General features: G+C 62.5%; 23 protein-coding genes. 11 read left to right on the plus strand and 12 right to left on the minus strand.

Features of this window, described 5'->3' with window-relative positions; translation table 11 throughout:
- The 4 genes from G365_RS22085 to G365_RS0116545 all read right to left on the minus strand — a co-directional run.
- Positions 1 to 365: electron transfer flavoprotein subunit beta/FixA family protein (locus G365_RS22085; RefSeq protein ID WP_019646649.1), on the minus strand; the 365-nt coding region annotated here is incomplete at its 3' end.
- A gap of 73 nt (positions 366 to 438) precedes the next feature.
- Positions 439 to 2,070, minus strand: a complete 1,632-nt coding sequence (locus G365_RS0116535) for a long-chain fatty acid--CoA ligase (protein WP_019646650.1) — start codon at positions 2,068 to 2,070, stop codon at positions 439 to 441.
- Positions 2,071 to 2,170: 100 nt separating this feature from the next.
- Positions 2,171 to 2,563 carry a MerR family transcriptional regulator gene (locus G365_RS0116540; RefSeq protein ID WP_019646651.1) on the minus strand — a complete coding sequence of 131 codons (393 nt, stop codon included), beginning with the start codon at positions 2,561 to 2,563 and terminating at the stop codon, positions 2,171 to 2,173.
- 106 nt (positions 2,564 to 2,669) lie between these two features.
- Positions 2,670 to 3,545 carry a LysR family transcriptional regulator gene (locus G365_RS0116545; RefSeq protein WP_019646652.1) on the minus strand — a complete coding sequence of 292 codons (876 nt, stop codon included), beginning with the start codon at positions 3,543 to 3,545 and terminating at the stop codon, positions 2,670 to 2,672.
- 105 nt (positions 3,546 to 3,650) lie between these two features.
- On the opposite strand from G365_RS0116545, the gene G365_RS0116550 reads away from it, so the two are divergent.
- Positions 3,651 to 4,586 carry an AEC family transporter gene (locus G365_RS0116550; protein ID WP_019646653.1) on the plus strand — a complete coding sequence of 312 codons (936 nt, stop codon included), beginning with the start codon at positions 3,651 to 3,653 and terminating at the stop codon, positions 4,584 to 4,586.
- A 63-nt stretch (positions 4,587 to 4,649) separates the two neighbouring features.
- Here the strand turns inward: G365_RS0116550 and G365_RS0116555 are convergent, their stop codons facing one another.
- The 8 genes from G365_RS0116555 to G365_RS0116590 form a co-directional block, all read right to left on the minus strand.
- Positions 4,650 to 5,372 carry a GMP synthase gene (locus G365_RS0116555; RefSeq protein ID WP_019646654.1) on the minus strand — a complete coding sequence of 241 codons (723 nt, stop codon included), beginning with the start codon at positions 5,370 to 5,372 and terminating at the stop codon, positions 4,650 to 4,652.
- Positions 5,373 to 5,387: 15 nt separating this feature from the next.
- Positions 5,388 to 6,365 carry an agmatinase gene (gene speB / locus G365_RS0116560; RefSeq protein ID WP_019646655.1) on the minus strand — a complete coding sequence of 326 codons (978 nt, stop codon included), beginning with the start codon at positions 6,363 to 6,365 and terminating at the stop codon, positions 5,388 to 5,390.
- A 210-nt stretch (positions 6,366 to 6,575) separates the two neighbouring features.
- Complete coding sequence (locus tag G365_RS0116565) at positions 6,576 to 7,412, minus strand: ABC transporter permease subunit (protein ID WP_019646656.1); 837 nt, start codon at positions 7,410 to 7,412, stop codon at positions 6,576 to 6,578.
- Positions 7,412 to 8,410 (minus strand): ABC transporter permease subunit, encoded by a 999-nt coding sequence (locus tag G365_RS0116570; protein WP_019646657.1) that lies wholly within the window; start codon positions 8,408 to 8,410, stop codon positions 7,412 to 7,414. The genes G365_RS0116565 and G365_RS0116570 overlap by 1 nt, the downstream gene beginning before the upstream one ends.
- A complete protein-coding gene (locus tag G365_RS0116575) occupies positions 8,407 to 9,555 on the minus strand; it encodes an ABC transporter ATP-binding protein (protein ID WP_019646658.1) in 1,149 nt (382 codons plus the stop codon). Before G365_RS0116575 ends, G365_RS0116570 begins: the two co-directional genes overlap by 4 nt.
- A gap of 24 nt (positions 9,556 to 9,579) precedes the next feature.
- On the minus strand, positions 9,580 to 10,689 hold the full coding sequence (locus G365_RS0116580) for a polyamine ABC transporter substrate-binding protein (protein ID WP_019646659.1): 1,110 nt from the start codon (positions 10,687 to 10,689) through the stop codon (positions 9,580 to 9,582).
- A 136-nt stretch (positions 10,690 to 10,825) separates the two neighbouring features.
- Complete coding sequence (locus G365_RS0116585) at positions 10,826 to 12,106, minus strand: NAD(P)/FAD-dependent oxidoreductase (RefSeq protein ID WP_019646660.1); 1,281 nt, start codon at positions 12,104 to 12,106, stop codon at positions 10,826 to 10,828.
- Positions 12,107 to 12,121: 15 nt separating this feature from the next.
- Positions 12,122 to 13,486, minus strand: coding sequence for a glutamine synthetase family protein (locus G365_RS0116590; RefSeq protein WP_019646661.1), 1,365 nt, complete (start codon positions 13,484 to 13,486; stop codon positions 12,122 to 12,124).
- 227 nt (positions 13,487 to 13,713) lie between these two features.
- Between G365_RS0116590 and G365_RS0116595 the strand changes: the two genes are divergently transcribed.
- The 10 genes from G365_RS0116595 to G365_RS22090 all read left to right on the plus strand — a co-directional run bounded on the left by G365_RS0116595 (position 13,714) and on the right by G365_RS22090 (position 25,500).
- Complete coding sequence (locus tag G365_RS0116595) at positions 13,714 to 14,424, plus strand: GntR family transcriptional regulator (protein ID WP_026345445.1); 711 nt, start codon at positions 13,714 to 13,716, stop codon at positions 14,422 to 14,424.
- A gap of 608 nt (positions 14,425 to 15,032) precedes the next feature.
- The gene (locus G365_RS0116600) at positions 15,033 to 16,547 is read left to right on the plus strand and encodes an aldehyde dehydrogenase (RefSeq protein ID WP_019646663.1); all 1,515 of its coding nucleotides are present in this window, start codon (positions 15,033 to 15,035) and stop codon (positions 16,545 to 16,547) included.
- Positions 16,548 to 16,689: 142 nt separating this feature from the next.
- Positions 16,690 to 18,063 carry an aspartate aminotransferase family protein gene (locus G365_RS0116605; protein ID WP_019646664.1) on the plus strand — a complete coding sequence of 458 codons (1,374 nt, stop codon included), beginning with the start codon at positions 16,690 to 16,692 and terminating at the stop codon, positions 18,061 to 18,063.
- A gap of 301 nt (positions 18,064 to 18,364) precedes the next feature.
- A complete protein-coding gene (locus G365_RS0116610) occupies positions 18,365 to 18,730 on the plus strand; it encodes an XdhC family protein (protein ID WP_019646665.1) in 366 nt (121 codons plus the stop codon).
- Positions 18,731 to 18,789: 59 nt separating this feature from the next.
- Complete coding sequence (locus tag G365_RS0116615; protein WP_019646666.1) at positions 18,790 to 19,416, plus strand: CoxG family protein; 627 nt, start codon at positions 18,790 to 18,792, stop codon at positions 19,414 to 19,416.
- Between the two features lie 176 nt (positions 19,417 to 19,592).
- The gene (locus G365_RS0116625) at positions 19,593 to 20,090 is read left to right on the plus strand and encodes a (2Fe-2S)-binding protein (protein WP_019646668.1); all 498 of its coding nucleotides are present in this window, start codon (positions 19,593 to 19,595) and stop codon (positions 20,088 to 20,090) included.
- Positions 20,091 to 20,105: 15 nt separating this feature from the next.
- Positions 20,106 to 22,481 carry a xanthine dehydrogenase family protein molybdopterin-binding subunit gene (locus G365_RS0116630; RefSeq protein WP_019646669.1) on the plus strand — a complete coding sequence of 792 codons (2,376 nt, stop codon included), beginning with the start codon at positions 20,106 to 20,108 and terminating at the stop codon, positions 22,479 to 22,481.
- 12 nt (positions 22,482 to 22,493) lie between these two features.
- A complete protein-coding gene (locus tag G365_RS0116635; RefSeq protein ID WP_019646670.1) occupies positions 22,494 to 23,288 on the plus strand; it encodes an FAD binding domain-containing protein in 795 nt (264 codons plus the stop codon).
- 96 nt (positions 23,289 to 23,384) lie between these two features.
- Positions 23,385 to 24,290: an AAA family ATPase gene (locus G365_RS0116640; protein WP_019646671.1), complete on the plus strand. Its 906-nt coding sequence runs from the start codon at positions 23,385 to 23,387 to the stop codon at positions 24,288 to 24,290.
- A 1-nt stretch (position 24,291) separates the two neighbouring features.
- A complete protein-coding gene (locus G365_RS22090; protein ID WP_019646672.1) occupies positions 24,292 to 25,500 on the plus strand; it encodes a vWA domain-containing protein in 1,209 nt (402 codons plus the stop codon).
- Positions 25,501 to 25,530: the final 30 nt, after the last annotated feature.

The following is a 25,530-nucleotide window of genomic DNA, read 5'->3' on the forward strand; positions in this document are numbered from 1 at the left end:
TCGTCAATCGCCTGCTTGCCCACCAGAACCAGATCCGGCTTCTCGCGGTCGATCAGCGCCTTCAGCGCCTTCGCAACCCCCAGCGGCTGTACCTCTTCGTCGGTCTGCACATGAATGCCCCGGTCGGCCCCCATCGCAAGCGCCGTGCGGATGGTTTCCTGCGCACCCGCAGACCCCAGCGAAACCGCAACGATTTCCGTCGCCGTTCCCGCTTCCTTCAGGCGCACCGCTTCTTCAACCGCGATTTCGTCGAACGGGTTCATCGACATCTTGACGTTCGCCGTCTCGACACCGCTCTCGTCGGCCTTCACGCGGATCTTCACGTTGTAGTCAACGACCCGCTTCACTGCTACCAGGACTTTCATTGGTCCGTCTCACTCCCAGTCAGGTGATGCCCAGCGTCTCACAGGGCTGTTACAGGGGCTGTTACAGGGGCTGTTACAGGGGCTGTTCTTCGGTCAGCGTCTCCGCACCATAGCGGTTTCGCAGTTCCAACTTCAACAGCTTGCCGGTTGCGGTATGTGGCAAATCCTCGACAATCACCACATCGTCAGGAATCCACCAGTGGGCCACCTTCCCGTCAAACCACGCCCGCATCTCAGCCGGTGTCAGATCTGCCCCGTCTTTCAGCGCGACAATCAGGCGCGGTCGCTCGCCCCATTTCGTATCGGTCCGGGCAATGGCCGCGGCTTCCCGCACTGCCGGATGCCCGACCGCAACGTTTTCCAACGTGATTGAGGAAATCCATTCGCCACCGGATTTGATGACATCCTTGGTCCGGTCAACAATTTCCATAAAGCCGTCCGCGGTCAGCGTTGCCACATCACCGGTTTTGAACCAGCCATCCCCCGTAAAGGCGCTGCGGTCTTCCAGACCAAAATATCCGGCGGCAATCCACGGTCCACGTACCTGCAGCACACCGTAAGAAACACCATCCCACGGCAGCACTGTGCCTGCATCATCGCAGATCCGCACCTCCACCCCATAGGGGGCCCGCCCCTGCTTGAGTCGATAGCGCAGCTGTTCTTGTTCCGACAGCGCGGTTTCCTGCTGCGGGGTCAGAACCGCAAAAGCCCCGAGCGGACTGGTTTCAGTCATCCCCCAGGCATGCAGCACCCGCACCCCTCTGGCGGCAAACCGGGCCATCATACTTTCCGGGCAGGCAGAGCCGCCGATAACAACCCGCTGCAGGGGGGCCAAAGATAGCCCGGCGGCCTCGGCATGATTCAGCAGCATCAGCCAGACAGTGGGCACGCCGGCGGTAAAGGTCACCCCTTCGCCAACGATCAGATCATGCACACTGGCCCCATCCAGCCGCGCTCCGGGGAACACCAGCTTGGCCCCGGTCAGAGGCGCCCCGTAGGGAATGCACCAGGCGTTCACATGGAACATCGGTACAACCGGCATAATCACATCATGCCCGGAGAACCCGAACAGATCAGGCATATTGGCCGACAAGGCATGCAGCAGGGTTGAACGGTGCGTATAGAGAACCCCTTTCGGGTCACCGGTGGTGCCGGACGTGTAGCACAGTCCCGAAGCGGTATTCTCATCGAGCTGCGGCCACTCAAACGTCTCAGCGTGACCGGCGATAAAGGTCTCATACGCCACTACGTCCGGCAGCGTTGTTGCCGGAACGGCATCCGCCATGACGATGATCTTCGGAACCGCCTTCAGGGACGGAGCCACCTTTTCCACCAGCGGCAGAAACATCGGCTCAACAAACAGCAGACGGTCTTCGGCGTGATCAATGATAAAGCGGATCTGATCGGGAAACAGGCGGGGGTTGATGGTGTGGCAGACAAACCCTGCCCCCGGCACCGCGTAATACAGCTCAAAATGACGGAACCCGTTCCACGCCAGCGTCGCCACCCGGTCCCCCGGCTGCAAACCGGCCGCGGCCAGAGCATTGGCCAGCTGGCGGGTCCGGCGGGCAGCGTCCGCATAGGTGTAGCGATGCAGGCTGCCATCATCCTGACGGGACACAATCTCTGCCTGCGGATGGTAACGGGCAGCATGTTCCAGCACCCCCGAAATCAGCAGCGGGGCCGACATCATCTGACCAAGCATTTTATCCTCCCTGACCCGGCGTGGTTTTGCCGCCGGCTTTCTTTATGCGCGGATCCCTGTGGGTGGGGGTGCGGCCTTGCCTGGCCGTCTTTCCCCCGGATTAGTCAGCTGAAGGAGACGGGCCGATTTTGCTCAGGGCCTCGTCTTCCAGCACGTGCAGCTCTGCAATAATGGTCTCGACCTCCTGCCGCATCCTTTCCATCTCAGCAAGACGGCGGCGGATCTTATCCAGACCGACGCGGTATTGCTCGGCGCCGTCCTGTCCGGAGCGGTAGAGATCGAGGTATTCCGCAATGTCTTCCAATGAAAAGCCCAGACGGCGGAAGCGCTGGATCATCTGCAGGCGGGCCCGGTCGCGGTAGGTGTAAAACCGCGCCCCGCCCATCCGGCCGGGAGCCAGCAGGCCCTTTTCCTCATAAAAGCGCAGGGCCTGCGGGGTCAGATCAAACAGCTTCGCCAGTTCCGAAACGGTATAGGTATGGTCACGGTCCATAGGCATACTCCTGACAGAAACCAAGCGTGCCTGAGCTCATAGTTAAAGTCAACTTTAACTATGAGCTCATAAGACAGATGTTTTCCCTATAGGGAATGCTTATCCCTTATAGGATCCCGGCGCGCAGAACATCCAGCAGGGGCTGGACTGCCGGATTCTGCCCTGTCCGCAGGGTCTTCAGCACCACCGGCAGCCCCGGTGCCGCCTGTAACGGTCGGAAGACCAGATCCGTCATGCCGGGCCGGAGACTCTCCGGGACCAACGCGACACCAAGATCAGCCGCCACCAGACGCAGAATCGTATGCTGGAGCTGTGGCTCAAAACGGTACACCGGCTCTATACCACCGGAAACGCAGTAGTCCTGAATCGCATTCCGCAGAGCCGGAGCAATATGTGCCGGGGCCGCGATCAGCGGCTGTCCGGCGAGATCCCCCGGCACGATCAGATCCCGTGCGGCCAAAGGATGCCCGGCAGCCACCGCCAGACACAGGCGGTCGGTAAAGACCGGCTCAACCGCAATCTGTGGCAGATCCCGGCCAGAGAATGTGATCGCCGCATCCAGCACCCCGGTCAGCAGGGCACTTTCGATCTCCATCGGCGTGATTTCAGTCAGAGACAGGCGCACATCCGGCCTCGCCGCGCTGTAACGGCGTACCAAGGCCGGGACAACACTCTGGGCAGCATGCATCATGAAACCAAGATGCAGCGCCCCGGCCTTTCCCTCCGCCACCAGCCGCGCATCGCGGCAGGCATCCTCGAACCTGGCCAGCACCGCGCGGGCATCGCTTAAAAAGCGCTCTCCCGCCGGGGTCAGGCTGACCTGACGCGATGACCGCTCCACCAGCCGCACGCCAAGATCCCGCTCCAGATTGGCAATCTGTCGGCTGAAGGGGGGCTGCGTCATATTCATCCGCGCGGCGGCATGCCCAAAATGCAGGGTCTCCGCCAGTGCCACGAAATACCGCATCTGTCGCGTATCCATTGATACCTTTTCTGCATTTATGGGCTGATCAGAATGGATTGGATCGTATCGAAACCCCTTGCTATGGGAAAGAGGGTTCCCCCTTCGTGACAAGAGTCTCCCCCCATGCTGGTTAACCTTGGTATCGTCCTGCCGATCTTTGCCTTGATCCTGACCGGCTGGATTGCCCGCCGATCCGGCATTCTTGGGCCCAATGCCACGCGGGAGGTCAACCGCGTTGTCGTCTATCTGGCCTTGCCTGCCCTGCTGTTTGACATCATGGCCCGGGCAAAACCGGCCGAAATCTGGCAGCCGGGGTTCATCATTGCCTTTACCGGCGGCTGCGCAATCATCTTTGCCGGAACCCTGTTCTGGCGTCTGTGGCAGGGCCATCATCTGGCGGATTCCGCGATTGACAGCCTGAATGCCAGCTATGCCAACACCGGTTTCATGGGGTTCCCGCTGGTGCTGGCGGTGCTGGGGCAGGAGGCCATGGCCGCAACCCTGATTGCCACCATCATCACCGTCTGCATTCTGTTCGGGTTCGCAATCGTGCTGATCGAGATCGGACTGCAATCCGAAACCCGTCGACGGGATATTGTCCGCAAGACAGCTCTGTCTCTGGCGAAGAACCCTCTTTTGATCGCCCCCGCCCTCGGCGCGGGAGTGATGCTGACCGGCCTCCCCCTGCCGCAGCCGGTGGAAAGCTATCTGAAACTGATGGGCGGGGCGGCATCACCCTGCGCGCTGGTTGCTCTGGGACTGTTCCTCGCCCAGAACTCCGGCCACAGTCCCAAGGCAGGCAATATCGTACAGTCGGCCCTGATCGCGCTGAAGCTGTTCATCCATCCGGCAGTTACCTGGGTGATTGCTTTTCCTCTGCTCGGCCTGCCCCCAGCGGTCGGCGGCACCGCCGTGCTGCTGGCGGCCCTGCCGACCGGTACCGGCCCGTTCATGCTGGCGGAGTTTTATCAGCGGGAAGCGCTGCTGACCGGGCGGGTGGTGCTGATCACCACCCTTCTCTCGGTCGCAACCCTGTCGCTGTATCTGGCCTTGGCCTGAAGCAAAAGCAGGGGGACCGGCCATCGGTCCCCCTGCTCTTCCCTCTCTGTGATCCGGGCTTCTTTATGCCGCCTGACCATGCTTCAGCACACGCAGCATCCACTCTGCCGCCACCGTCGCGTCGGTTTTCGCGCTTTCCTGTTTCAGATCCGCCAGCGCCGCATCGGCCAGCGGCTCCGGAATCAGGCCCCGGCGCAGGGCCACCAGATCCGCCTCAAAGGGAATGCCGAATTCCGGATGCCCCTGAAAACTCAGCGCCGTGTCGCCATACACCAGCACCGCATTCGGGCAGAATTCTGAACTGGCGACCACCGTCGCCGACGGCGGCAGCTCCACCACCTGATCCTGATGCATCGCTGACAGCTTAAGCGCCGACGGTGCCCCGTCCAGCAGCGGCGGTACCATGGTCAGCGGGTATTCATGGATCCCCACACCCCAGCCCTTCGCCGATTTTTCAACCCGCCCGCCGAGGGCCTGCGCCAGAATCTGGTGCCCGAAGCAGATACCGACCACCGGGCGGCGCGCCGCCACCAGCGTGCGCAACAGATCCTGCAGGCGCAGCATCCACGGCAGGTTTTCATACACCCCATGCCGTGATCCGGTGATCACCCAGCCATCACAGGCATCAGGGCTATCCGGGAACTGATCTTCCAGCACCGGATAGACCACAAACTCAAGCCCCGGATCCGCCGAGGTCAGCAGCCCCCGGATCATATCCGCATAAGAGCCGTAGGCCCCGATCAGGTCCGGCGGCGTCCGCCCGGTTTCAAGGATACCGATACGCATAGAAAGCTCCCGCTTTTACAGATCACCGACCGGCTGACGCACCGCGCCCCGGGCTTCCGCCAGCAGACACAGATAATCATGCGCAACCGTCGCCGCCGCAATGGCCGTAATTTCCGACACGTCATAGGCCGGGGCGACTTCCACCACATCCATCCCGACAAAGGCCAGCCCACCCAGACCGCGCACAATCTCCAGCGCCTGCGCCGAAGACAGGCCGCCCGGCACCGGGGTGCCGGTCCCGGGGGCAAAAGCCGGATCAAGCACGTCAATGTCAAAGGTCAGATAAACCTTCCGGTCCCCGACCCGCTGGCGGATGGCATCAATCGCCGCCTGCACGCCGTTGCGGTGAATCCACGGCGCCGACAGGATTTTGAAGCCATGGTCACTGTCATTATAAGTCCGCAGCCCGACCTGTACCGATGCCCCGGCATCAATCAGCCCCTGCTGTTTGGCGCGCAGGAACATGGTGCCGTGGTTCAGGCTGGTTTCGCTGCCATCATCCCAGGTGTCACAGTGGGCATCGAAATGGATCAGCGCCAGTGGCCCATGCACCGCCGCATGAGCTTTCAGCAGCGGATACGTGACAAAGTGATCGCCACCCAACGACAGCAGGGATGTGCCCTGACGGATAATCTTTTCCGCTTCCGCTGCAATGGTCTCGATGATGGTTTCCGGATGGTGGGGATCAAGGAACACATCGCCGTAATCCGCAACCGCCAGCGTCGCAAACGGATCAAACCCAAACGGAAACGCCAGAAGCTCAGCCAGCTGAACCGATGCGGCCCGGATCGCCCGCGGCCCCAGACGGGCCCCGCTGCGGTAGGTGACCGCACCGTCATACGGCACGCCCATCACCGCCACATCAATCCCGGTCAGGTCCCGCCGGTAAGGACGCCGCAGAAAGCTCAGCGCACCGCCATAAGTCATCTCCGCCGCCCGGCCATACGGGTCGGATTTACGGAACGCCTGATCACCGAGAATATCGTCTGTCACGTTTGCAGTCCTTTTGTGTTTGGTGGCTTGTTTGTTTGGCCCTCAGATGCCGGGCGCGGGCATCCGCCCGCTTGGCTTACGCGCGAATGGTCGCGCGGGCCCTCAATGGGCCAGTCGCTGCGCTCCACTTTTCATTCGGCTCCTCTGGCGGCAGGCGGGGGCATCCGCCCCCTTACCTCACGCGCGAATAGTCGCGCGGGGTCGCCACGGTCACAGTCCTGCCGCCGCGGCCCGTTCCTCCCGCTGGCGCATCCGGTGCAGGCGGGCTGCATTCCAGGTGAACAGCACCACCCCAATACCGACCACCACAATCATCATCGTCGCCAGCGCATTCACTTCCGGGCTGACCCCCAGCCGCACCTTGGAGAAAATCACCATCGGCAGCGTCGAGTATCCCGGCCCCGAAACGAAGGCGGAAATCACCAGATCATCAAACGACACCGTGAACGACAGCAGCCAGCCCGACACCAACGCCGGAGCAATCATCGGCAGGGTGATATCAACAAACACCCGCCACGGCCTCGCCCCCAGATCCAGCGCCGCTTCCTCAATCACCCCATCCATATCGGCAAGGCGGGACTGCACCACCACGGCCACATAGGCCATACAGAACGTGACGTGAGAGATGATCAGCGTCACCACCCCGCGCCCCTTTGGCCAGCCGAGCAGCCCTTCCATCGCCACAAACAGCAGCAGCAGGGCCAGACCGGTGATCACCTCCGGCATCACCAGCGGGGCTGATACCATGCCGGTCAGCGCCACTTTGCCCCGAAATTTATTGAACCGGGACAGCGCAAACCCCGCCAGCGTCCCCAGCACCACCGCCAGAGAGGCACTGATGAAAGCAATCTTCAGGCTGATCGCCGCCGCGCCCAAAATCTGGTCATCCTGCAACAGCTCGCCGTACCACTTCGGGGAAAAACCACTCCAGACCGTCACCAGACGGCTTTCGTTGAAACTCAGGACCACCATGGTCACAATCGGCAGATAGAGAAAGGCAAAGCCGGTCAGGGCCAGCACCTTCAGCGATGTGCTGCGGCGTCTCATCATCCATGCTCCGCTGTTTTGTTCTGGCCGTTCCGCAGCAGCATGACCGGGATCACGAGGACCACCATCATCACCACTGCCACAGCCGAGGCCATCGGCCAGTCGCGGTTATTGAAGAACTCATCCCACAGCACACGCCCGATCATCAGCGTGTCGGGCCCCCCCATCAGGGCCGGGATGACAAATTCCCCCACCGCCGGAATGAACACCAGCATACTGCCAGCCACCATCCCCGGCCGCGACAGTGGCAGGGTAACGGTCAGAAATGCTTTCCACGGTGCGCTGCCAAGATCTGCCGCCGCTTCCAGCAGCGTATCATCCAGCTTCTCCAGCGTGGCATACAACGGCAGCACCATGAACGGCAGATAGGTGTACACCACGCCGAGGTAGACTGCGAAATCCGTCTGCATCATCACCAGCGGCTGGTCGATAATGCCAAGGCTGATCAGGATGTTGTTGATCACCCCGTTATGCTGTAACAGGCCGATCCACGCATAGACCCGCAGCAGCAGCGAGGTCCAGAACGGCAGGATCACCAGCGCCAGCCACAGCGGCCGCCGCTCCGCCGGTTGGCGGGCGATGAACAGCGCCATCGGATAACCGATCAGCAGGCAGAACAGCGTCGACACCGCCGCCACCTTCAGCGATCCGGCATAGGCCGCCAGATACAGCGTATCTTCCAGCAAAAACAGATATTTTCCGAAGTTAAGCTGTAAGGTGGCCACCGCCTCGCCGTCCCAGTCCAGCAAAGCGGTATAAGGGGGCATCGCAATGGCGGTATCAGCCAGAGAGATCTTCAGCACCACCGCAAACGGCAGCAAAAAGAACACCAGCAGCCACCCCAGCGGGATCCCCGAGACCACCCCCCGCCCCAGCCCTTTCGGCACCCGAAGGCGGAGACGTTGCCCCAGCCATGACACAGCCGGTCCGGGACCGGGGCGCGACGCCACCCCCTGCCCCGGCGCGGCCTGCGCCGCCGTATGGTCGCCGCCGCTCATGCTGACAGCACCACGCCGCTGGCCGGGCCCCAGCTGCAGAACACCGGCTCCTTCGGCTGCAACGGCATCTCGTCGTAACGGTCCAGATTGGGCCGGGTGACGCGGATCATCTTTCCGCTGTTGAGGCGGATCTGAAAGATGCTCAGGTTGCCCATATAGGCAATCTCATCAATCACCCCAGCGCTGACGTTGTCAGTCTGGCCCGGGTGCTGCCGCGACAGGCGGATCTTTTCCGGGCGGATCGCCACCTCCACCTGCTGGGCCGGGGCACTGCTGATGCCATGGTTGACATACAGGGTGCATCCGGCGTCAGGGGACTCAATCCGCACATGATCCGGCTCATCCTCCACCAGCGTTCCCTCAAACAGGTTTACCGATCCGATGAATTCGGCAACAAACCTGCTGCCGGGGAATTCGTACAGATCATGCGGCTCGCCCACCTGCACGATGTGACCGTGGTTCATCACCCCCATGCGGGACGACAGCGTCATCGCCTCTTCCTGATCATGGGTGACAACGATAAAGGTGATGCCCAGCGCCTGCTGGATCTTCATCAGCTCAAACTGGGTTTCCTCACGCAGTTTCTTATCCAGCGCCCCCAGCGGCTCATCCAGCAGCAGAAGCTTGGGGCGCTTGACCAGACTGCGGGCCAGTGCCACCCGCTGCCGCTGACCGCCGGAAAGCTGATGCGGCTTGCGGCGGGCGAAAGAGCCCATCTTCACCAGATCCAGCATCTCCGCCACCCGGCGGGCGATATCGGCTTTCGGGACCCCGTCCTGCTTCAGCCCATAAGCAACGTTCTGCTCAACACTCATATGCGGGAACAGCGCGTAAGACTGGAACATCATGTTGATCGGCCGCTCATAAGGCGGCACATCGGTCATATCCTGCCCGTCAATGATGATCCGGCCAGAGGTCGGGGTTTCAAACCCGGCCAGCATCCGCAGCAGGGTACTTTTGCCCGACCCTGACCCGCCCAGCAGGCAGAACAGTTCCGAACGGTAAATATCCAGCGACACCGCATCGACAGCGGTAAAGTCGAGGAACTTTTTGGTGACCGCCTCAATCCGCACAAAGGGCTGTGCTGCCGGGTCAGTCCAAGGTTTTCGCGGATCGGCTGCCTGAGCCAAAGACGCCTGAGTCATGATCCATCCTCTCCCGCCGGTGGGTCAGCGCCCGGTTTTCAGTTCAGTCCACGCCCGGGTCAGCAGGCGGTCAAACTTCACGGTGTGGGATTTCTGTGCGAACAGCTTTTCCCGCACGGCATCAGAGGGATAGATACCCGGGTCGGTCCGCACCGCCTCATTCACCAGTGCGGTGGCGGCCTTGTTGGCATTGGCGAAATTGACCGTGTTGGTCACCGCCGCAATCACGTCCGGCTGCAACAGATAATTCAGGAAAGCATGGGCATTCTGCGGGTGGCGGGCATCATTGGGGATCGCCATCACGTCAAACCACATCAGGGTGCCCTCTGACGGAATGCTGTACCGGACCGGCACCCCGTTTTTGGCCTCCGCCGCCCGGTTGCGGGCCTGCAGCATATCGCCGTTATAGCCGACTGCCACGCAGACCGACCCGTTGGCCAGATCGTTGATATACTGCGAGGAGTGGAAATACTTCACGTTCGGGCGCAGGCCCTGCAGCACCGCTTTTCCGGCGTCCAGATCTTCTTTCTTTTCGCTGTTGGGATCCAGCCCGGCATAGTTGAGGGCAATCGCCATCACTTCCGACGGGGAGTCGAGAATGGCAATCCCGCAGTCCTTCAGCTTGGCGGAAATCTCCGGCTTGAACAGCACATCCCACGAAGTGATGGTGTCCGTGCCCAGCCGTTCCTTAATTTTATCGGGATTGTAGCCGATGCCGATGGTGCCCCAGGTATAAGGCATAGCCCGGGCATTTTCCGGGTCATGCTTAGCGATACGGGCCACAATCGCCGGATCCAGATTGGCATAATTGGTCAGTGCCGTCTTATCGAGGGTCTGGAACACTCCGGCCTTGATCTGGCGTTCCAGAAACGACGCCGTCGGCACCACCAGATCATAGCCGGACTGCCCGGCCAGCAGCTTGGCCTCCAGCACTTCGTTGGAATCAAAAACGTCGTAATTGACCTTGATCCCGGTCGCTTTCTCGAAATTGGCGATGGTGTCCGGCGCGATATAGTCGGACCAGTTAAAGATGTTCAGCACCTTTTCTTCCGGCGCGGCGGCACCGGCGGGGCTGACGGCAGGCAAAGCAAGGGCGATGACCGCCGCGGCGGTCTTGAAAGAAGTCCGGAACATGATGCCTCCATGGCCCCGGGGAACACGCCGTGTATTGTTTTTTGATCCGGCGTTTACGCTGTTCTGGGGCAGGTTTGTGTGTGTTGAAAAATCACAGAAAAGGGCGGACCGTTTCCCGGACGGGCCGCCCTGCCGTTTACACTCCCAGCTTATCGCGCAGGATGTACCACCACGCCCCGGCCACGGTCAGCGGCACCCGGAACATCCGGCCACCGGGGAACGGGTAATAGGGCAGCCGGGCAAAACTGTCGAAGCGGGTGGCGTCCCCCGCCAGCGCCTCGGCAATCAGCCGCCCGGCCAGATGGGTACAGGTCACACCGTGCCCGCTATACCCATGCGCAAAGTAAATATTTGATCCCAGCCGCCCGAAGTGGGGAATCCGGGTCAGGGTCAGGGCAAAATTGCCACTCCAGGCGAACTGGAACTTCACCCCTTTCAGGCGCGGGAACACTTTTTCAACATGCGGGCGCAGCTTGGCCTCGATATCCGCCGGTTCAGCCCCGCCATAGACCGTGCCGCCGCCAAACAGCAGACGGTGATCGGCGGTCGGCCGGTAATAATCGAGGAAGTAATTGGCATCCTCGACCGCCGACTTGGTGGGGAACAGGTCATTCATCACCTCTTCCCCCAACACTTCGGTGGTCACCACCTGCGTCGAGACCGGCATGATCTTGTCGGTCAGTTCCGGCACTGCCCCGTTGAGATAGGCATTGCCGCAGACCACCGCATATTTGGCCTTCACCGATCCCTGTGCGGTACGCACCACCACGCCTGACGGCACGGTATCCACCCCGGTGACCGGGGATTGCTCGTAGATCACCCCGCCAAGGCTTTCAACCGCCGCCGCTTCACCCAGCGCCAGATTCAGCGGGTGAATATGACCGCCGTGATGGTCGATCAGGCCGCCGCAATAAACATCGCTGTTCAGGTGACGGCGCAGCGCGGCTTTATCCAGCAGCTCCAGCCCATCATGGCCGTGACCGCTCCAGTGGGCCCGCATGTGATCCAGTTCCCGCATCTGCTTCGGGGTGAAGGCGGCGAAAACGTTGGTCGGACGGTAATCACAGGCAATATTGTAGCGTTCGATCCGCTCGCGGATGATCGCCGCCCCTTCCAGCGACATCTTGCCCAGCGCCAGCGCCGCGTCACGGCCATAGCGGTTCTCGATCACCTCAAGATCGCGGCTGTAGCCGTTGACGATCTGCCCGCCGTTGCGCCCTGAGGCCCCCCAGCCGACTTTCGCGCCTTCCAGCACCACCACCCTGAAGCCCCGCTCCGCCAGATGCAGCGCAGAGGACAGGCCGGTGAAACCGGCCCCGACAACGCAGACATCCGCATCAACGGTGCCGGTCAGGGCGGGCCGCTGCGGCGACGGGTTCGCCGTCGCCGCGTAGTAGGATTGAACATGCGGAGTCATACGCCCCACTCCCCCTTACAGCACGCCCAGATAAGATGCGTACTCGGCATCGGTCACTTTGCGGGCCATCTTGTTGCGTTCCTGCCACTTGATGGAGCGGAAGACATGGTGAACATCCTTCCCCAGCGCATCCCGCAGCACCGCACTGTCACGGAACAGTTCAATCGCCCAGTCCCAGTCCGACGGCAACAGATTATCCGGCGACCGCCGCTCATAAGCGCTGCCTTCCACCGCCGGGCCGGGATCAATCCGGTTTTCGATGCCATGCAGCACCCCGGCAATCAGGGCCGCCAGCACCAGATACGGGTTGGCATCCGCCCCGGCGACGCGGTGTTCAAACCGCCGCGCCTTGTGGCTGCCGTTGGGGATGCGCACCGACACCGTGCGGTTCTCATACCCCCAGCAGGCCACCGTCGGGGCGTGTGTGCCGGCCTGAAAGCGGCGGTACCCGTTCAGGTTCGGCGCGAAGATCAGCATCGACGGGCGCATCAGCTGCAGCACCCCGCCGACAGCGTGGCGCAGCATATCCGACCCGGCATCGGTGCCGTCATCGAAGATGTTATTGCCGTCTTTATCCAGCATGCTGCAGTGAATATGGAACCCCGACCCCGACTGATTGCCGTAAGGCTTGGGCATAAAGGTCGCATGCAGGTTATGACGGCGGGCAACGTTGCGGACAATCCGCTTGAACAGCACCGCCTGATCAGCGGCCAGCACCGGATCGGGCACATGCTCAAGGTTGATTTCAAACTGACCCGGGCCGTTCTCAACGATGCAGGTATCCCCCGGAACGCCCTGAATGTCGCAGGCGTCACGGATATCGGTCAGCACGCCGGAAAACTCTTCCAGCTCATCCATCGAATAAACCTGCGGCACTTCCAGCGGATAACCGGATTCCGGTGCGGCCGGCGGGCGGGGACGCCCGGTTTCCAGCGCATCCCCGTTCATCAGGTAGAATTCCAGCTCAGTGGCGACCACCGGGGTCAGCCCCATAGCCTTGGCCTTTTCCACCTGACGCATCAGCACCTGACGCGGATCGACCATAAACGGTGACCCATCAGGGTTGAACATCGTCAGCAGCATCTGGGCACGGGGCCGCACCGACCACGGCACGGTCACCATACCGGCCCCGCAGGGCAGACAGACACCGTCGCTGTCACCGGTTTCCCAGACCAGACCATTCTCCAGAACGTCCTCGCCCCAGATATCCAGCGCCAGAACTGAACGCGGCAGCTTCATGCCGTCGCTGAACACTTTATCAAGCGTCGCCACCGGGACGCGCTTGCCACGCAAGATGCCATTCAGGTCCGATACCAGAAGGTCTATTTCCTCGATCTTCCCCGCTCTGGCGAGGAAAGCACGGGCGTCTTCAAGCTTCATGGTCACGAAAAGCCTTCCCTTCTCCGGGGTCCGGCCGAAATTGCAGAATGAAACAGGCGGAGAGCCGGACCGGCCCCGGATGATGTGTTTATGGTCATTCCAGAAACAATGTGATCAAAAAGCCGGAGAAAGGTCAACCAACTTTTGATCACAATCTGGAATCAACCGTAGAACCCCGGTGCGGAATGTGCTTTAAACCTGCCTGCTGTTTTGTTCAGGAAACCCGCATGGCACCTAGTCTTGACCTTGCTTTGCCGACCCTTGAGCGCGGTGTCAAAGAAACCGTCAATCAATGGGTCTATCGCAGTCTGCGCCATGCGGTGATGATCGGGCGAATTCCCCCCGGTCGCCCGCTGACAATCCGCGAACTGGCCGAGGCCCTGCAGGTCAGCACCATGCCGGTGCGTGAGGCCCTCCGCCGCCTGTCTACCGAGCAAGCCCTTGAAGTCCGTGACAATCGCCGGGTGCTGGTCCCCAATATGACCGCCGCCAAGTTCCGGGAGCTGTGCGAACTGCGAATCGCCCTGGAAACCCACGCCGCCGAACGGGCGCTGCCGTGGCTGAATGAGACAAAAATCAAACAGCTGGAAGACCTTGACGCTGGAATCGACCGTGCCAATGAAAGCGGCGATCAGGAGCAGGTGACGATTCTCAATCAGGATTTCCACCGCGCCCTTTATCTGGCGAATCCGCACCAGACCGCCATGCCACTGATCGAAAGCGTCTGGTTACAGCTCGGGCCGTTTGTCCGCCTCGCCCTGTCGCGGCTGCGGGACCACTATCAGGTTGATCGTCACGGCGAGGCCCTGACCGCGATTCGCCGTCAGGACCATCTGGCGCTGCGGGTGGCGATTGAAGCTGATATCCGCGACGGCATCACCCACGTCGGCACCACCGAGCTGCTGAACGCCTACATCAACAGTGGCGGCAACAACTGATCCGGCGGAGCCGGGTCAGTTGTTCTTGTATGTTTGGTCCCTCAGGCGCCGGGCGCGGGCCTCCGCCCGCTTGGCTTACGCGCGAATGGTCGCGCGGGGCCTCAATGGCCCAGTCGGGCTGCCGCGCAGCCCTCCGTTGCCTGTCCCTCAGACGCCGGGCGCGGGCCTCCGCTCGCTTGGCTTACGCGCGAATGGTCGCGCGGGGCCTCAATGGCCCAGTCGGGCTGCCGCGCAGCCCTCCGTTGCCTGTCCCTCAGACGCCGGGCGCGGGCCTCCGCACGCTTGGCTTACGCGCGAATGGTCGCGCGGGGCCTCAATGGCCCAGTCGCTGCGCTCCGCTTTTTATTCGATTCCTCTGGCAGCAGGAGGGGGCGTCCGCATAAGCAGACAGGCTCTCCGGACCAGCGTGACAGAAAGCCCGCTGACCTTCCCGCCTCAAAGCGCAATGACAGCCGCAACCCCTGTGACGCCCACGCTTTTTAAGCCCTCTCCTCCGGTCTACGCTGTATTCTGCCGCCAGCGACATCACATCATTCGACAAAAATGTGATCACACCCGTTGACAGGCTCGTCAAAAGTGATCACATTTTACGACAGGAGGACGCATCCATGACGCACGCCAATACCCCCGATCACACCCTGTGGTCCAGCCGCGCCGCCCTGCTGGTCTCCAAGGGCATTGAAGGCCGCGCCTTCATCGACGGACAGTTCACCGACGCCGCTGACGGCACAGCCTTTGACGCTCACAGCCCGATTGATGGCCGCCTGCTGACCCGCGTTGCCGCCGGGTCCGCCGCTGACATCGACCGTGCCGTCGCCGCAGCCCGCCGTGCTTTCAATGACCGGCGCTGGGCTGGCAAGTCCCCCGCCCAGCGCAAACGCATCCTGCTGGCTTTCGCTGACCTGATCGCCCAGCACCGGGATGAACTGGCGCTGCTGGAAACCCTCGATATGGGCAAACCGATCAGCGACAGCCTCGCCGTCGATGTCCGCGCCACCGCCGACTGTTTCCGCTGGTATGCGGAGGCGATCGACAAGGTCTATGACGAAATCGCCCCCACCGCCGACAACACCCTCGCCACCATCACCCGCGAGCCGCTGGGGGTGGTTGCCGCTGTGGTGCCGTGGAACTTCCCGATGATCATGGCCGCCTGGAAGCTGGCCCCGGCGCTGGCTGCCGGGAACTCGGTGGTTCTGAAACCGGCTGAGCAGTCCAGCCTGACCGCCCTGAAACTGGCGGCACTGGCCCAGCAGGCCGGTTTGCCCGACGGCGTGTTGAATGTGGTCCCCGGTATGGGGGTCTCCGCCGGGAAGGCGATCGGCCTGCATATGGACATCGACGGGGTGTTCTTCACCGGCTCCACCGAGGTCGGTAAGTACTTCCTGCAGTATTCCGGCCAGTCGAATATGAAAAAGGTCGGTCTGGAATGCGGCGGCAAATCCGCCCACATCATTCTTGATGACTGCGGTGATCTTGATGCAGCCGCCGGATCAGCCGCCGAAGCGATTTTCTTCAATCAGGGGGAAATGTGTACCGCCGGGTCGCGTCTGGTGGTCCACCGCGCCGTCAAGGATGCCGTGGTGGAACGAATCCGCGCCCACGCTGAGACCGTACAGCCCAATGACCCGCTGAACCCCGCCACCCGTATGGGCGCGCTGGTGGATGAAAACCACACCCGCACCGTTCTGGGGTACATTGATGCCGGACGGGCCGACGGTGCCCGCATCGTCACCGGTGGCAACCGTGCCCGGACCGAAAGCGGTGGCTGCTATGTTCAGCCGACCATTTTTGACAACGTCACCAACAGCATGCGTATCGCCCGCGAAGAAATTTTCGGCCCGGTGCTGTCGGTGATCACCGTTGACAGTGCCGAAGAAGCGGTGCAGGTCGCCAACGACAGCATCTATGGTCTGGCCGCGGCTGTCTGGAGCGACAACGTCAACACCATCAACCGTGTTGCCCGCAGCCTGCGCGCCGGTGTGGTCTATATGAACTGCTATGACGCCGACGACATCACCACCCCGTTCGGCGGATACAAACAATCGGGCATCGGGCGGGATAAATCCCTGCATGCCTTTGATAAATATACAGAGCTGAAAACAAGCTGGCTGCGTCTGCGCTGACCTGCTGACGCCGGACCGGGGGCCTGATCCCGCGCCCCCGGCCTGACGCCCTGCTTCCCCCCCATCCAGATCACGCCCCGACCGGCCGGACCAAACTCCGGCGGGACCGGCCTCGTGTATCCGCTTTCCGGAGCATCCGATCATGACCCTGATCAACAAAGGCACCGCATACTGGCAGTCGCTTGACCGCGCCCATCACTGGCACCCGTTCACCGATACCAAAGGCCTGAATCAGGCCGGGGCCCGGGTGATCACCAAAGGGGAAGGCGTCTATCTGTGGGACTCCGAAGGGAATAAAATCCTCGACGGCATGGCCGGTCTGTGGTGCGTCACCCTCGGATACGGCAACGAAGAGCTGATCGAGGCTGCCACCCAGCAGATGCGCGATCTGGCTTTCTACAACACCTTCTTCAAGACCACCCACCCGCCAGCCGCTGAACTGGCCCAGAAAATCGCTGAAGTGACGCCGGAAGGGCTGGACCGGATCTTCTTTTCCAGCTCCGGCTCGGAAGCCAATGACACCGTCGTGCGGATGGTCCGCCATTTCTGGGCGCTGGAAGGCAAACCGGAGAAGAACTGGATCATCGGCCGCAAGAACGGCTATCACGGTTCGACCCTTGTCGGGGCCTCTCTCGGCGGCATGGGGCCGATGCATGCCCAGGGCGGGCCGATGGTTGCCAACATTGCCCACATCAACCAGCCCTACTGGTATGGCGATGACAGCGGCCTGTCGGAAGATGATTTCGGCATCGTCCGGGCCCGGGAACTGGAAAGCAAAATCCTTGAACTCGGGGCCGACAAAGTCGGGGCCTTCATCGCCGAACCGATTCAGGGGGCCGGTGGGGTCATCATCCCCCCCGCCACTTACTGGCCGGAAATCCAGCGGATCTGCCAGAAGTACGACGTGCTGATCATCGCCGATGAGGTCATCTGCGGGTTTGGCCGGACCGGGCAATGGTTCGGCTCGCATACGCTGGGCATCCAGCCGGATCTGATGCCGATGGCCAAAGGCCTTTCGTCGGGCTACCTGCCCCTGTCAGCGGTGGCAGTCGGTGACCGGGTTGCCAATACCCTGATCGAAAAGGGCGGTGAATTCTATCACGGCTACACCTATTCCGGTCATCCGGTGTCCTCGGCGGTGGCGCTGGCGGCCATCCGCATCATGCAGCGCGACCGTATCGTTGACCGGGTGCGTGACGACATCGGCCCCTATTTCCAGCAGCAGCTGCGTACGCTGAACGATCACCCGCTGGTCGGGCGGATCGACGGTATCGGCCTGATCGCCGGAATTGCGCTGGTGCAGGATAAGAACCCGAAAACCTTCTTCAAGGACGGTGACACCGTCGGCCTGACCTGCCGCGACCACTGTTTCAAGAACGGTCTGATCATGCGGGCCGTCGGGTCGCGCATGGTGCTGGCCCCGCCGCTGATTATCACCCGGGCAGAAGTTGACGAGCTGGTGGCCAAGGCCCGCCACTGTTTTGACCTGACCGCCCGTGACGTCGGCCTCATGTAAAGGAGGTGACACCACTGAAATCACCTGAGGTTGTGTTTCCCAGTATCCCTGTTGTCTCAAAGAGTTTGGTCGTTTTAAGTCTCTGAGTACCCGGAGGGATCCCTCCGGCCTTTATCCTGTAAGAGTATCCCAGACTATGGCGGGGTTCGCATGTGCAGCATGAGAACCCCGTTTTTTTCAATAGGATGACAGGCTTCTTTCAACGGTCTCTGAATTGACAGGGCCCGGCAGCCTGCCCATACTCGGAACGGTTCAGCAGACACCAGCAGATCCCCGGCTTTCTCTCTGCCCGGAGTATCCGATGACCCTTGCCGCTCCGCCTGCTCCCGAAAAAACCGCGCCGGTAAAACCGACAGACGACCCGCTGCTGATGCTGTTGCACTGGCAGAAGGCAGGCTTTCTCTGTGCTGTCGCCACCGTGGTCCGCACCTGGGGGTCATCCCCCCGTCCGGTCGGCAGTAAACTGGCGGTCCGGGAAGACGGTCTGATGGCCGGGTCTGTCTCCGGCGGCTGCGTTGAGGCCGCTGTGGTCGAGGCCGCGTTGCAGGTAATGGACAGCGGAAAACCGCAGCTTCTGTCCTTCGGGGTGGCCGACGCCCGGGCGTGGGAAGTCGGGTTGGCCTGTGGGGGCCGGATCGACATTTTTGTTGAGCCCCTGATCGCCTGACCGCGGGTCCGCTGATTTTTCCGGTTTGGTTTCTGTTTTCTTTTGAAAGGCTCCCGCCCGTGGATATTTCCGGCAGTTACGATATTCCCGCCCCCCGCGCCACCGTCTGGGCCGCCATCAACGATCCTGAAGTGCTGAAGGCCTGTATTCCCGGTTGCGATGAAATGACCGCCGACGGCGACAGCGGCTTCAGCGCCAGAGTCACCGCCAAAATCGGCCCGGTCAAGGCGACCTTTTCGGGCGCGGTACGGCTGGAAGATGTACAGGCCCCGGCCTCTTACACCATTACCGGCGAAGGGAAAGGCGGGGCTGCCGGGTTTGCCAAAGGGCAGGCCAAAGTACACCTGGAAGAACTGGATGCTGCAACCACCCGCCTGACCTACAGCGTTGACGCACAGGTCGGCGGCAAGCTGGCACAGGTCGGCAGCCGGCTGATTCAGGGCGCGGCCAAGAAATATGCAGACGACTTTTTCTCCACCCTCGTCACCCGCCTGTCCAACGCAACCCCGGCAGCGGAAGCCCCCGAGACCTCGCCCCCTGCCGCAGCAACCGCCCCGACACCGGCGGATCCCCATTCCCCTGCCCCTCATTCCCACACCCCCGCCACCGGCGGCGGCAGCCACTGGACGGTTTATGCCGCCGGTCTGCTGGTCATCGCCGCCGCCGCGTATCTGCTGCTGCGCTGACCCGTGTACGGCCCCTGACCGGGCCGCTGTTCCAGACACATGATTGCCCTGTCCCGTTTTCCCGTTCCGCCCGGCGTTGCCGGGCAAGAGGCCGCAAAGGCCCGGGCCGGTCCGTCCGGCAACTTCTGAACACCGGCCCCGGCTGAGATGCCACGGGCCAACCGGGAGGATTATTGATGCCTGTGTCGATCACCCTGACTGTCAATGGCAAAACCACGGCCCTGACGGTGGAGCCCAATACCCTGCTGGTGGATGCCATCCGCCAGCATCTGAGCCTGACCGGCACCCATGTCGGCTGTGATACCAGCCAGTGCGGGGCCTGTGTCGTGCATCTGGACGGTGTTTCCGTCAAAAGCTGTACCACGCTGGCGGTGCAGGCCGATGGCCGCAGCGTCGTCACCATCGAAGGACTGGCCGCCCCGGATGGCACCCTGCACCCGATGCAGGCTGCCTTTAAGGAACATCACGGCCTGCAATGCGGCTTCTGTACCCCCGGCATGGTGATGAGCGCGGTCGACCTTGCCCGCGTCAATCCAGACGCCACCCCCGACGAAATCCGCCACTGGCTGGAAGGCAATATCTGCCGCTGTACCGGCTATCATAACATCGTCAAGGCGGTGGAAAGCGGGTTGCAGGCAATGAAGACCGGCGCTTCGGCGCAGGCCGCCGAATGACGGGGAGAACGCATCATGTCCAAGACCACCGGAATCGGCGCGTCCGTCAAACGCGTTGAGGATTACCGTTTTCTGACCGGGCGGGGCCGCTATACAGATGATATGAACCGTCCGGGCCAGTGCCATGCCTATATCGTGCGCTCGCCGCACGCCCATGCCCGCATACTGTCAATCGACACCAGCGCCACAGTGGCCGCGCCCGGGGTTCTGACCGTTCTGACCGGGGCTGATATGGTCGCCGACAACATCGGCTCCCTGCCCTGCGGGTGGCTGATCCACAGCCGCGACGGCACCCCGATGAAAGAGCCGAAACATCTGCCGATCGCCGCCGACAAGGTCCGTCATGTCGGCGATCAGGTTGCCGTAGTGATTGCTGAAACCCTGCAGCAGGCCAAGGATGCCGCCGAACTGCTGGAGATCGAGTACGAGGAACTGCCCGCCGTCGTCGCCCCCGGCAGCGTCGAAACCGCCGGAACCGCGGTGCATGATGAGGCCCCGGATAACGTCTGTTACGACTGGGTGTGGGGCGGCAAAGACAAGACCGACGCCGCCTTCGCGCAGGCCGCCCATGTCACGACGCTGGATCTGGTCAATACCCGGCTGGTGCCCAATGCCATGGAGCCGCGTGCTGCGGTGGGGGAATATGACCCCGGCATGGATGAGTATACCCTGACCACCACCAGTCAGAACCCACAGCTGATCCGCCTGCTGCTGTGTGGCTTCACCATGGGCCTGCCGGAACATAAGGTGCGCGTGGTCGCCCCCGATGTCGGCGGCGGTTTCGGGTCGAAGATTTATCACTATGCCGAAGAGGTGATCGTCGTTTACGCCGCCCGCCGCCTGAAACGGCCGGTGAAATGGACGGCGGAACGGTCTGAAAGCTTCCTGTCCGATGCCCACGGGCGGGATCACCTGACCCACGTGGAACTGGCGATGGATGCCAGCGGCATTTTCCTTGGCATGCGGGTGAACACCACCGCCAACATGGGGGCCTATCTTTCCACCTTCTCTTCATGCATACCGACCATTCTATATGCAACTCTGCTGTCCGGGCAGTACAAGACCCCGGCAATCCATGCCGAGGTCAAGGCGGTGTTCACCAACACCGTGCCGGTCGATGCCTATCGCGGGGCCGGACGCCCGGAGGCCTGCTATCTGATCGAACGGATCGTCGATGTCGCAGCGCGGGAAATGGGGATCGACCGGGCAGAGTTGCGACGTCGCAATTTCATCACCCCGGAGATGATGCCCTACGACACTCCGGTCGGCCTGCAATACGACAGCGGTAACTTTGCCAGAAACCTTGAAGACGCCCTCGCGCTGATTGATTACGACGGGTTCCCGGCCCGGCGGGCTGAGTCCGCCGCCCGGGGCAAACGCCGGGGTATCGGCTTTGCCAGCTATATCGAGGCCTGCGGGATTGCCCCGTCCAACGTCGCCGGAGCCCTGGGGGCCCGGGCCGGGCTGTATGATTCTGCCGAAGTCCGCTTCCATCCCACCGGATCAGTCAGCGTGATGGTCGGCGTCCACAGTCACGGTCAGGGCCATGAGACCACCTTCGCCCAGATCGTCTCGGAACGCCTGGGTGTGCCGATGGACAAAATCGAAATTGTCCACGGTGATTCCGCCAAAACCCCGTTCGGGATGGGCACCTACGGGTCCCGCTCGCTGGCGGTCGGCGGTATGGCGATGATGAAGGCCATCGACAAGGTGATCGCCAAGTCGAAGAAGATCGCCGCCCATCTTCTGGAAGCCTCCGCCGAGGATATCGAGCAGGACGGCGGCGTGTTCCGGGTGGCGGGTACCGATAAAAGCGTTGATATCGCCGCCATCGCCGGGGCGGCCTATGTGCCGCATAACTACCCGCTGGATGAGCTGGAGCCCGGGTTGGATGAACAGGCGTTCTACGACCCGAAAAACTTCACCTTCCCCAACGGGACCCAGATCTGCGAAGTGGAGGTGGACCCTGACACCGGCGTGGTGAAAATCGTACGCTTTGCTGCCGTTGACGACTTCGGGCGGGTGATCAACCCGATGATCGTTGAAGGGCAGGTTCACGGCGGACTGGTACAGGGTATCGGTCAGGCCCTGCTGGAGCACGCTATTTATGATGAGGACAGCGGCCAGCTGCTGACCGGATCGTTCATGGATTACGCCATGCCCCGCGCCGACGATGTGCCCGATTTCGAGGTGAAAACCAACGAAGTGCTGTGCACCACCAATGCGCTGGGCGTCAAAGGCTGCGGTGAGGCTGGCACCATCGGCGGGGCTGCCTGTGTGATGAACGCGGTGTGCGACGCGCTGGACATTGGCCACATGGATATGCCGGCCAGTCCGGAGCGGGTGTGGCGGGTGATCCGCGACAGCCGCTTTGGCATGGCTGCGGAATAAGGGGACAACACCATGTACACCTTTTCTTATCAGAAACCGTCCTCTGTCGCCGATGCCGTCGCCGTCCTGACCGGGGATGACGACGCCAAGGCGGTTGCCGGGGGCATGACCCTGATCCCGACCCTGAAGCAGCGGCTGGCCCAGCCCAGCGCACTGGTTGACCTTGGCAGCGTCCCCGGCCTGACCGGGATCCGCCGTGACGGTGACGCGCTGGTGATCGGGGCGATGACCACCCATGCCACGGTGGCAGCGGATGCCACGGTACGGTCTGCCCTGCCTGCGCTGGCCGCGCTGGCAGGGGGGATCGGGGACCCGGCAGTCCGCCACCGCGGCACCTGCGGCGGATCGGTCGCCAATGCCGACCCCGCTGCTGACTATCCCGCCGCCGTGGTCGGACTGGGGGCAACCGTCATCACCGACCGCCGGGAAATTGCCGGAGATGACTTCTTCACCGGCCTGTTTGAAACCGCGCTGGAACCGGGAGAACTGATCACCGCCCTCCGCTTCCCCCTGCCGAAACGGGCCGGATACGCCAAGTTCCGCAATCCTGCCTCGCGCTATGCCGTGGTCGGGGTGATGGTGGCCGAGACCGCCGCCGGGATCCGCGTCGCGGTCACCGGGGCCGGGCCAAGCGTGTTCCGGGTGGCGGCAATGGAGCAGGCACTAAATGCCTCCTTCACCGCCGCTGCGCTGGAAGGAATCAGTGTGGATGCCGGTGATCTCAACACCGACCTGCACGCCAGCGCCGAATACCGGGCCCATCTGGTGACGGTGATGGCCCGCAGGGCGGTGGAAGCGGCACGCTGACCGCCGCTTTCCTTCCCTGCCCGCAGCGCCGGAGGAGGCCTCCTTCCCTCCGGCGCTGCCCTTCCTGCCGTTTCTTCCGACCGTACTGGAGCCGCCATGCCCCTGCCCGTTCCGGATTCCGTCGATGCCACTCTCGCCCTGCTGACCGCACAGGGGTATGTCGGTGACCGGGCGCTGGCGACCGTGCTGTTTCTGGCCCTGCGGCTGGGCCGACCGCTGTTTCTGGAAGGCGAAGCCGGGGTCGGCAAGACCGAGATCGCCAAAGTTCTGGCCAGCGGGCTGGGCCGCCGCCTGATCCGCCTGCAATGTTATGAAGGTCTGGATACTGCCGCCGCCGTTTATGAATGGAACTATCCCCGCCAGATGCTGGAAATCCGCCGGGCGGAAGCCAGCGGCAGTCCGCCGCCGGATCTGTTTTCCGACGCCTTTCTGATCCGTCGGCCACTGTTACAGGCACTGGAGCCTGACCCCGCCGGCCCTCCGGTGCTGCTGATCGACGAACTGGACCGGACTGATGAGCCCTTCGAGGCCTATCTGCTGGAAGTGTTGTCTGATTTTCAGGTGACAATCCCCGAGACCGGGCCGGTACGGGCCAGCCAGCCACCGGTTGTCATCCTGACATCTAACCGCACCCGGGAAATTCACGATGCCCTCAAGCGGCGGTGCTTTTATCACTGGCTCGATTACCCGGATTTCACCCGGGAACTGGCGATCGTTGCCGCCCGCCGTCCCGGTCTGGCCCCCGATCTGGCCCGGCAGGTGGTCGCCTTTGTGCAAAAGCTGCGGGCCATGGATCTGTTCAAGGCCCCCGGCGTGGCAGAAACCCTCGACTGGGCCAGCACGCTGGTAGAACTGAACCAGACTGAACTGACCGCGGCCACCGTCGATACCACCCTGGGGGTGGTGTTGAAATATCAGGATGACATTGCCCGCCTGATGGGGGATGAGAGCGCCCGCCTGCTGATGCAGATCCGCGCAGACCTCTCCCACGTCGAGCCCTGAGATGACAGCCGCACAGAGTGGCACTCTGGCGGAGACCGTGGTGGCCTTTGTCCGCACCCTGCGCCATGCCGGGCTGCCGCTCGGGCCGGAACGGACCCTGCGGGCACTGGAAGCGGCGCAGGCCGTGGGACTGGAGCGCCGCGACGATTTTTACTGGGCATTACACGCCACTCTGACCGACCGGGTGGATCAGCACCCGGTCTTCGATCAGTGTTTCAAAGTGTTCTGGCGGAACCCGGAGCTGCTGAAAAAGGCAATGGCGCTGATGCTGCCAGCCCTGCGGGCCGACCTGACGCCACAGGGTGATCCGCTGTCGCGCCGCCTGCAGGATGCACTGCGGCCACAGTCCCCGCCGCCCGACACCGCCGATACCGCCGAGCGGCAGGACATAGAAATCGACGCCCGGCTGGTGTGGTCGGATCAGGAAATCCTGCGCCATAAAGACTTTGAGCAGATGAGCGCCGCCGAACTGGCCGAAGCCCGGCGGATCATTGATGCCCTGCCGCTGGCCCGGATGACGGTCCCGACCCGCCGCCTCCGCCCGGCCCCCAGCGGACCGAAGATTGACCTGCGCCAGTCGTTGCGCCGGTCGCTGCGTGGGGGTGGTGACAGTCTGCCTCTGGTCCGGGCACAGCCACGGCAAAAACCACCGCCAATCGTGGCCCTGTGCGATATCTCCGGCAGCATGGGGCAGTATACCCGGCTGTTCCTGCGCTTTCTCTATGCCCTCACCAATGACCGGGCCCGCAGTGCCGGGCGGGTGCATGTCTTTCTGTTCGGCACCCGGCTGAGCAACGTCAGCCGCACCCTGCGGCGGCGGGACAGTGATGAAGCGCTCAACCGCCTGTCGCGCGATGTTCCCGACTGGGACGGCGGAACCCGGATGGGCAGCTGTCTGCGGCAGTTTAACCGCCAGTGGGGGCGGCGGGTGCTTGGTCAGGGGGCAATCGTGCTGTTGATGACCGATGGTCTCGACCGGGACGCCGGTGCCGGTCTGGAGCCGGAACTGGACCGTCTGCGCCGGTCCTGCCGCCGTCTGATCTGGCTGAATCCACTGCTGCGGTGGGACGGCTATCAACCAAGGGCCAAAGGGGCAGCCGCCCTGATCACACAGGTCGACGAATTCCGGCCTGTGCATTCCCTCAACAGTCTGGACGCTCTGGCGCAGGCCCTGCGGGGGAGATCCCCCTTGCGGAAACCGTCACCGTAACCCACGTTTCCCCCTCTCCCTCCCCCCAGA

The organism is Novispirillum itersonii subsp. itersonii ATCC 12639, from assembly GCF_000381985.1.
GTDB lineage: Bacteria > Pseudomonadota > Alphaproteobacteria > Rhodospirillales > Rhodospirillaceae > Novispirillum > Novispirillum itersonii.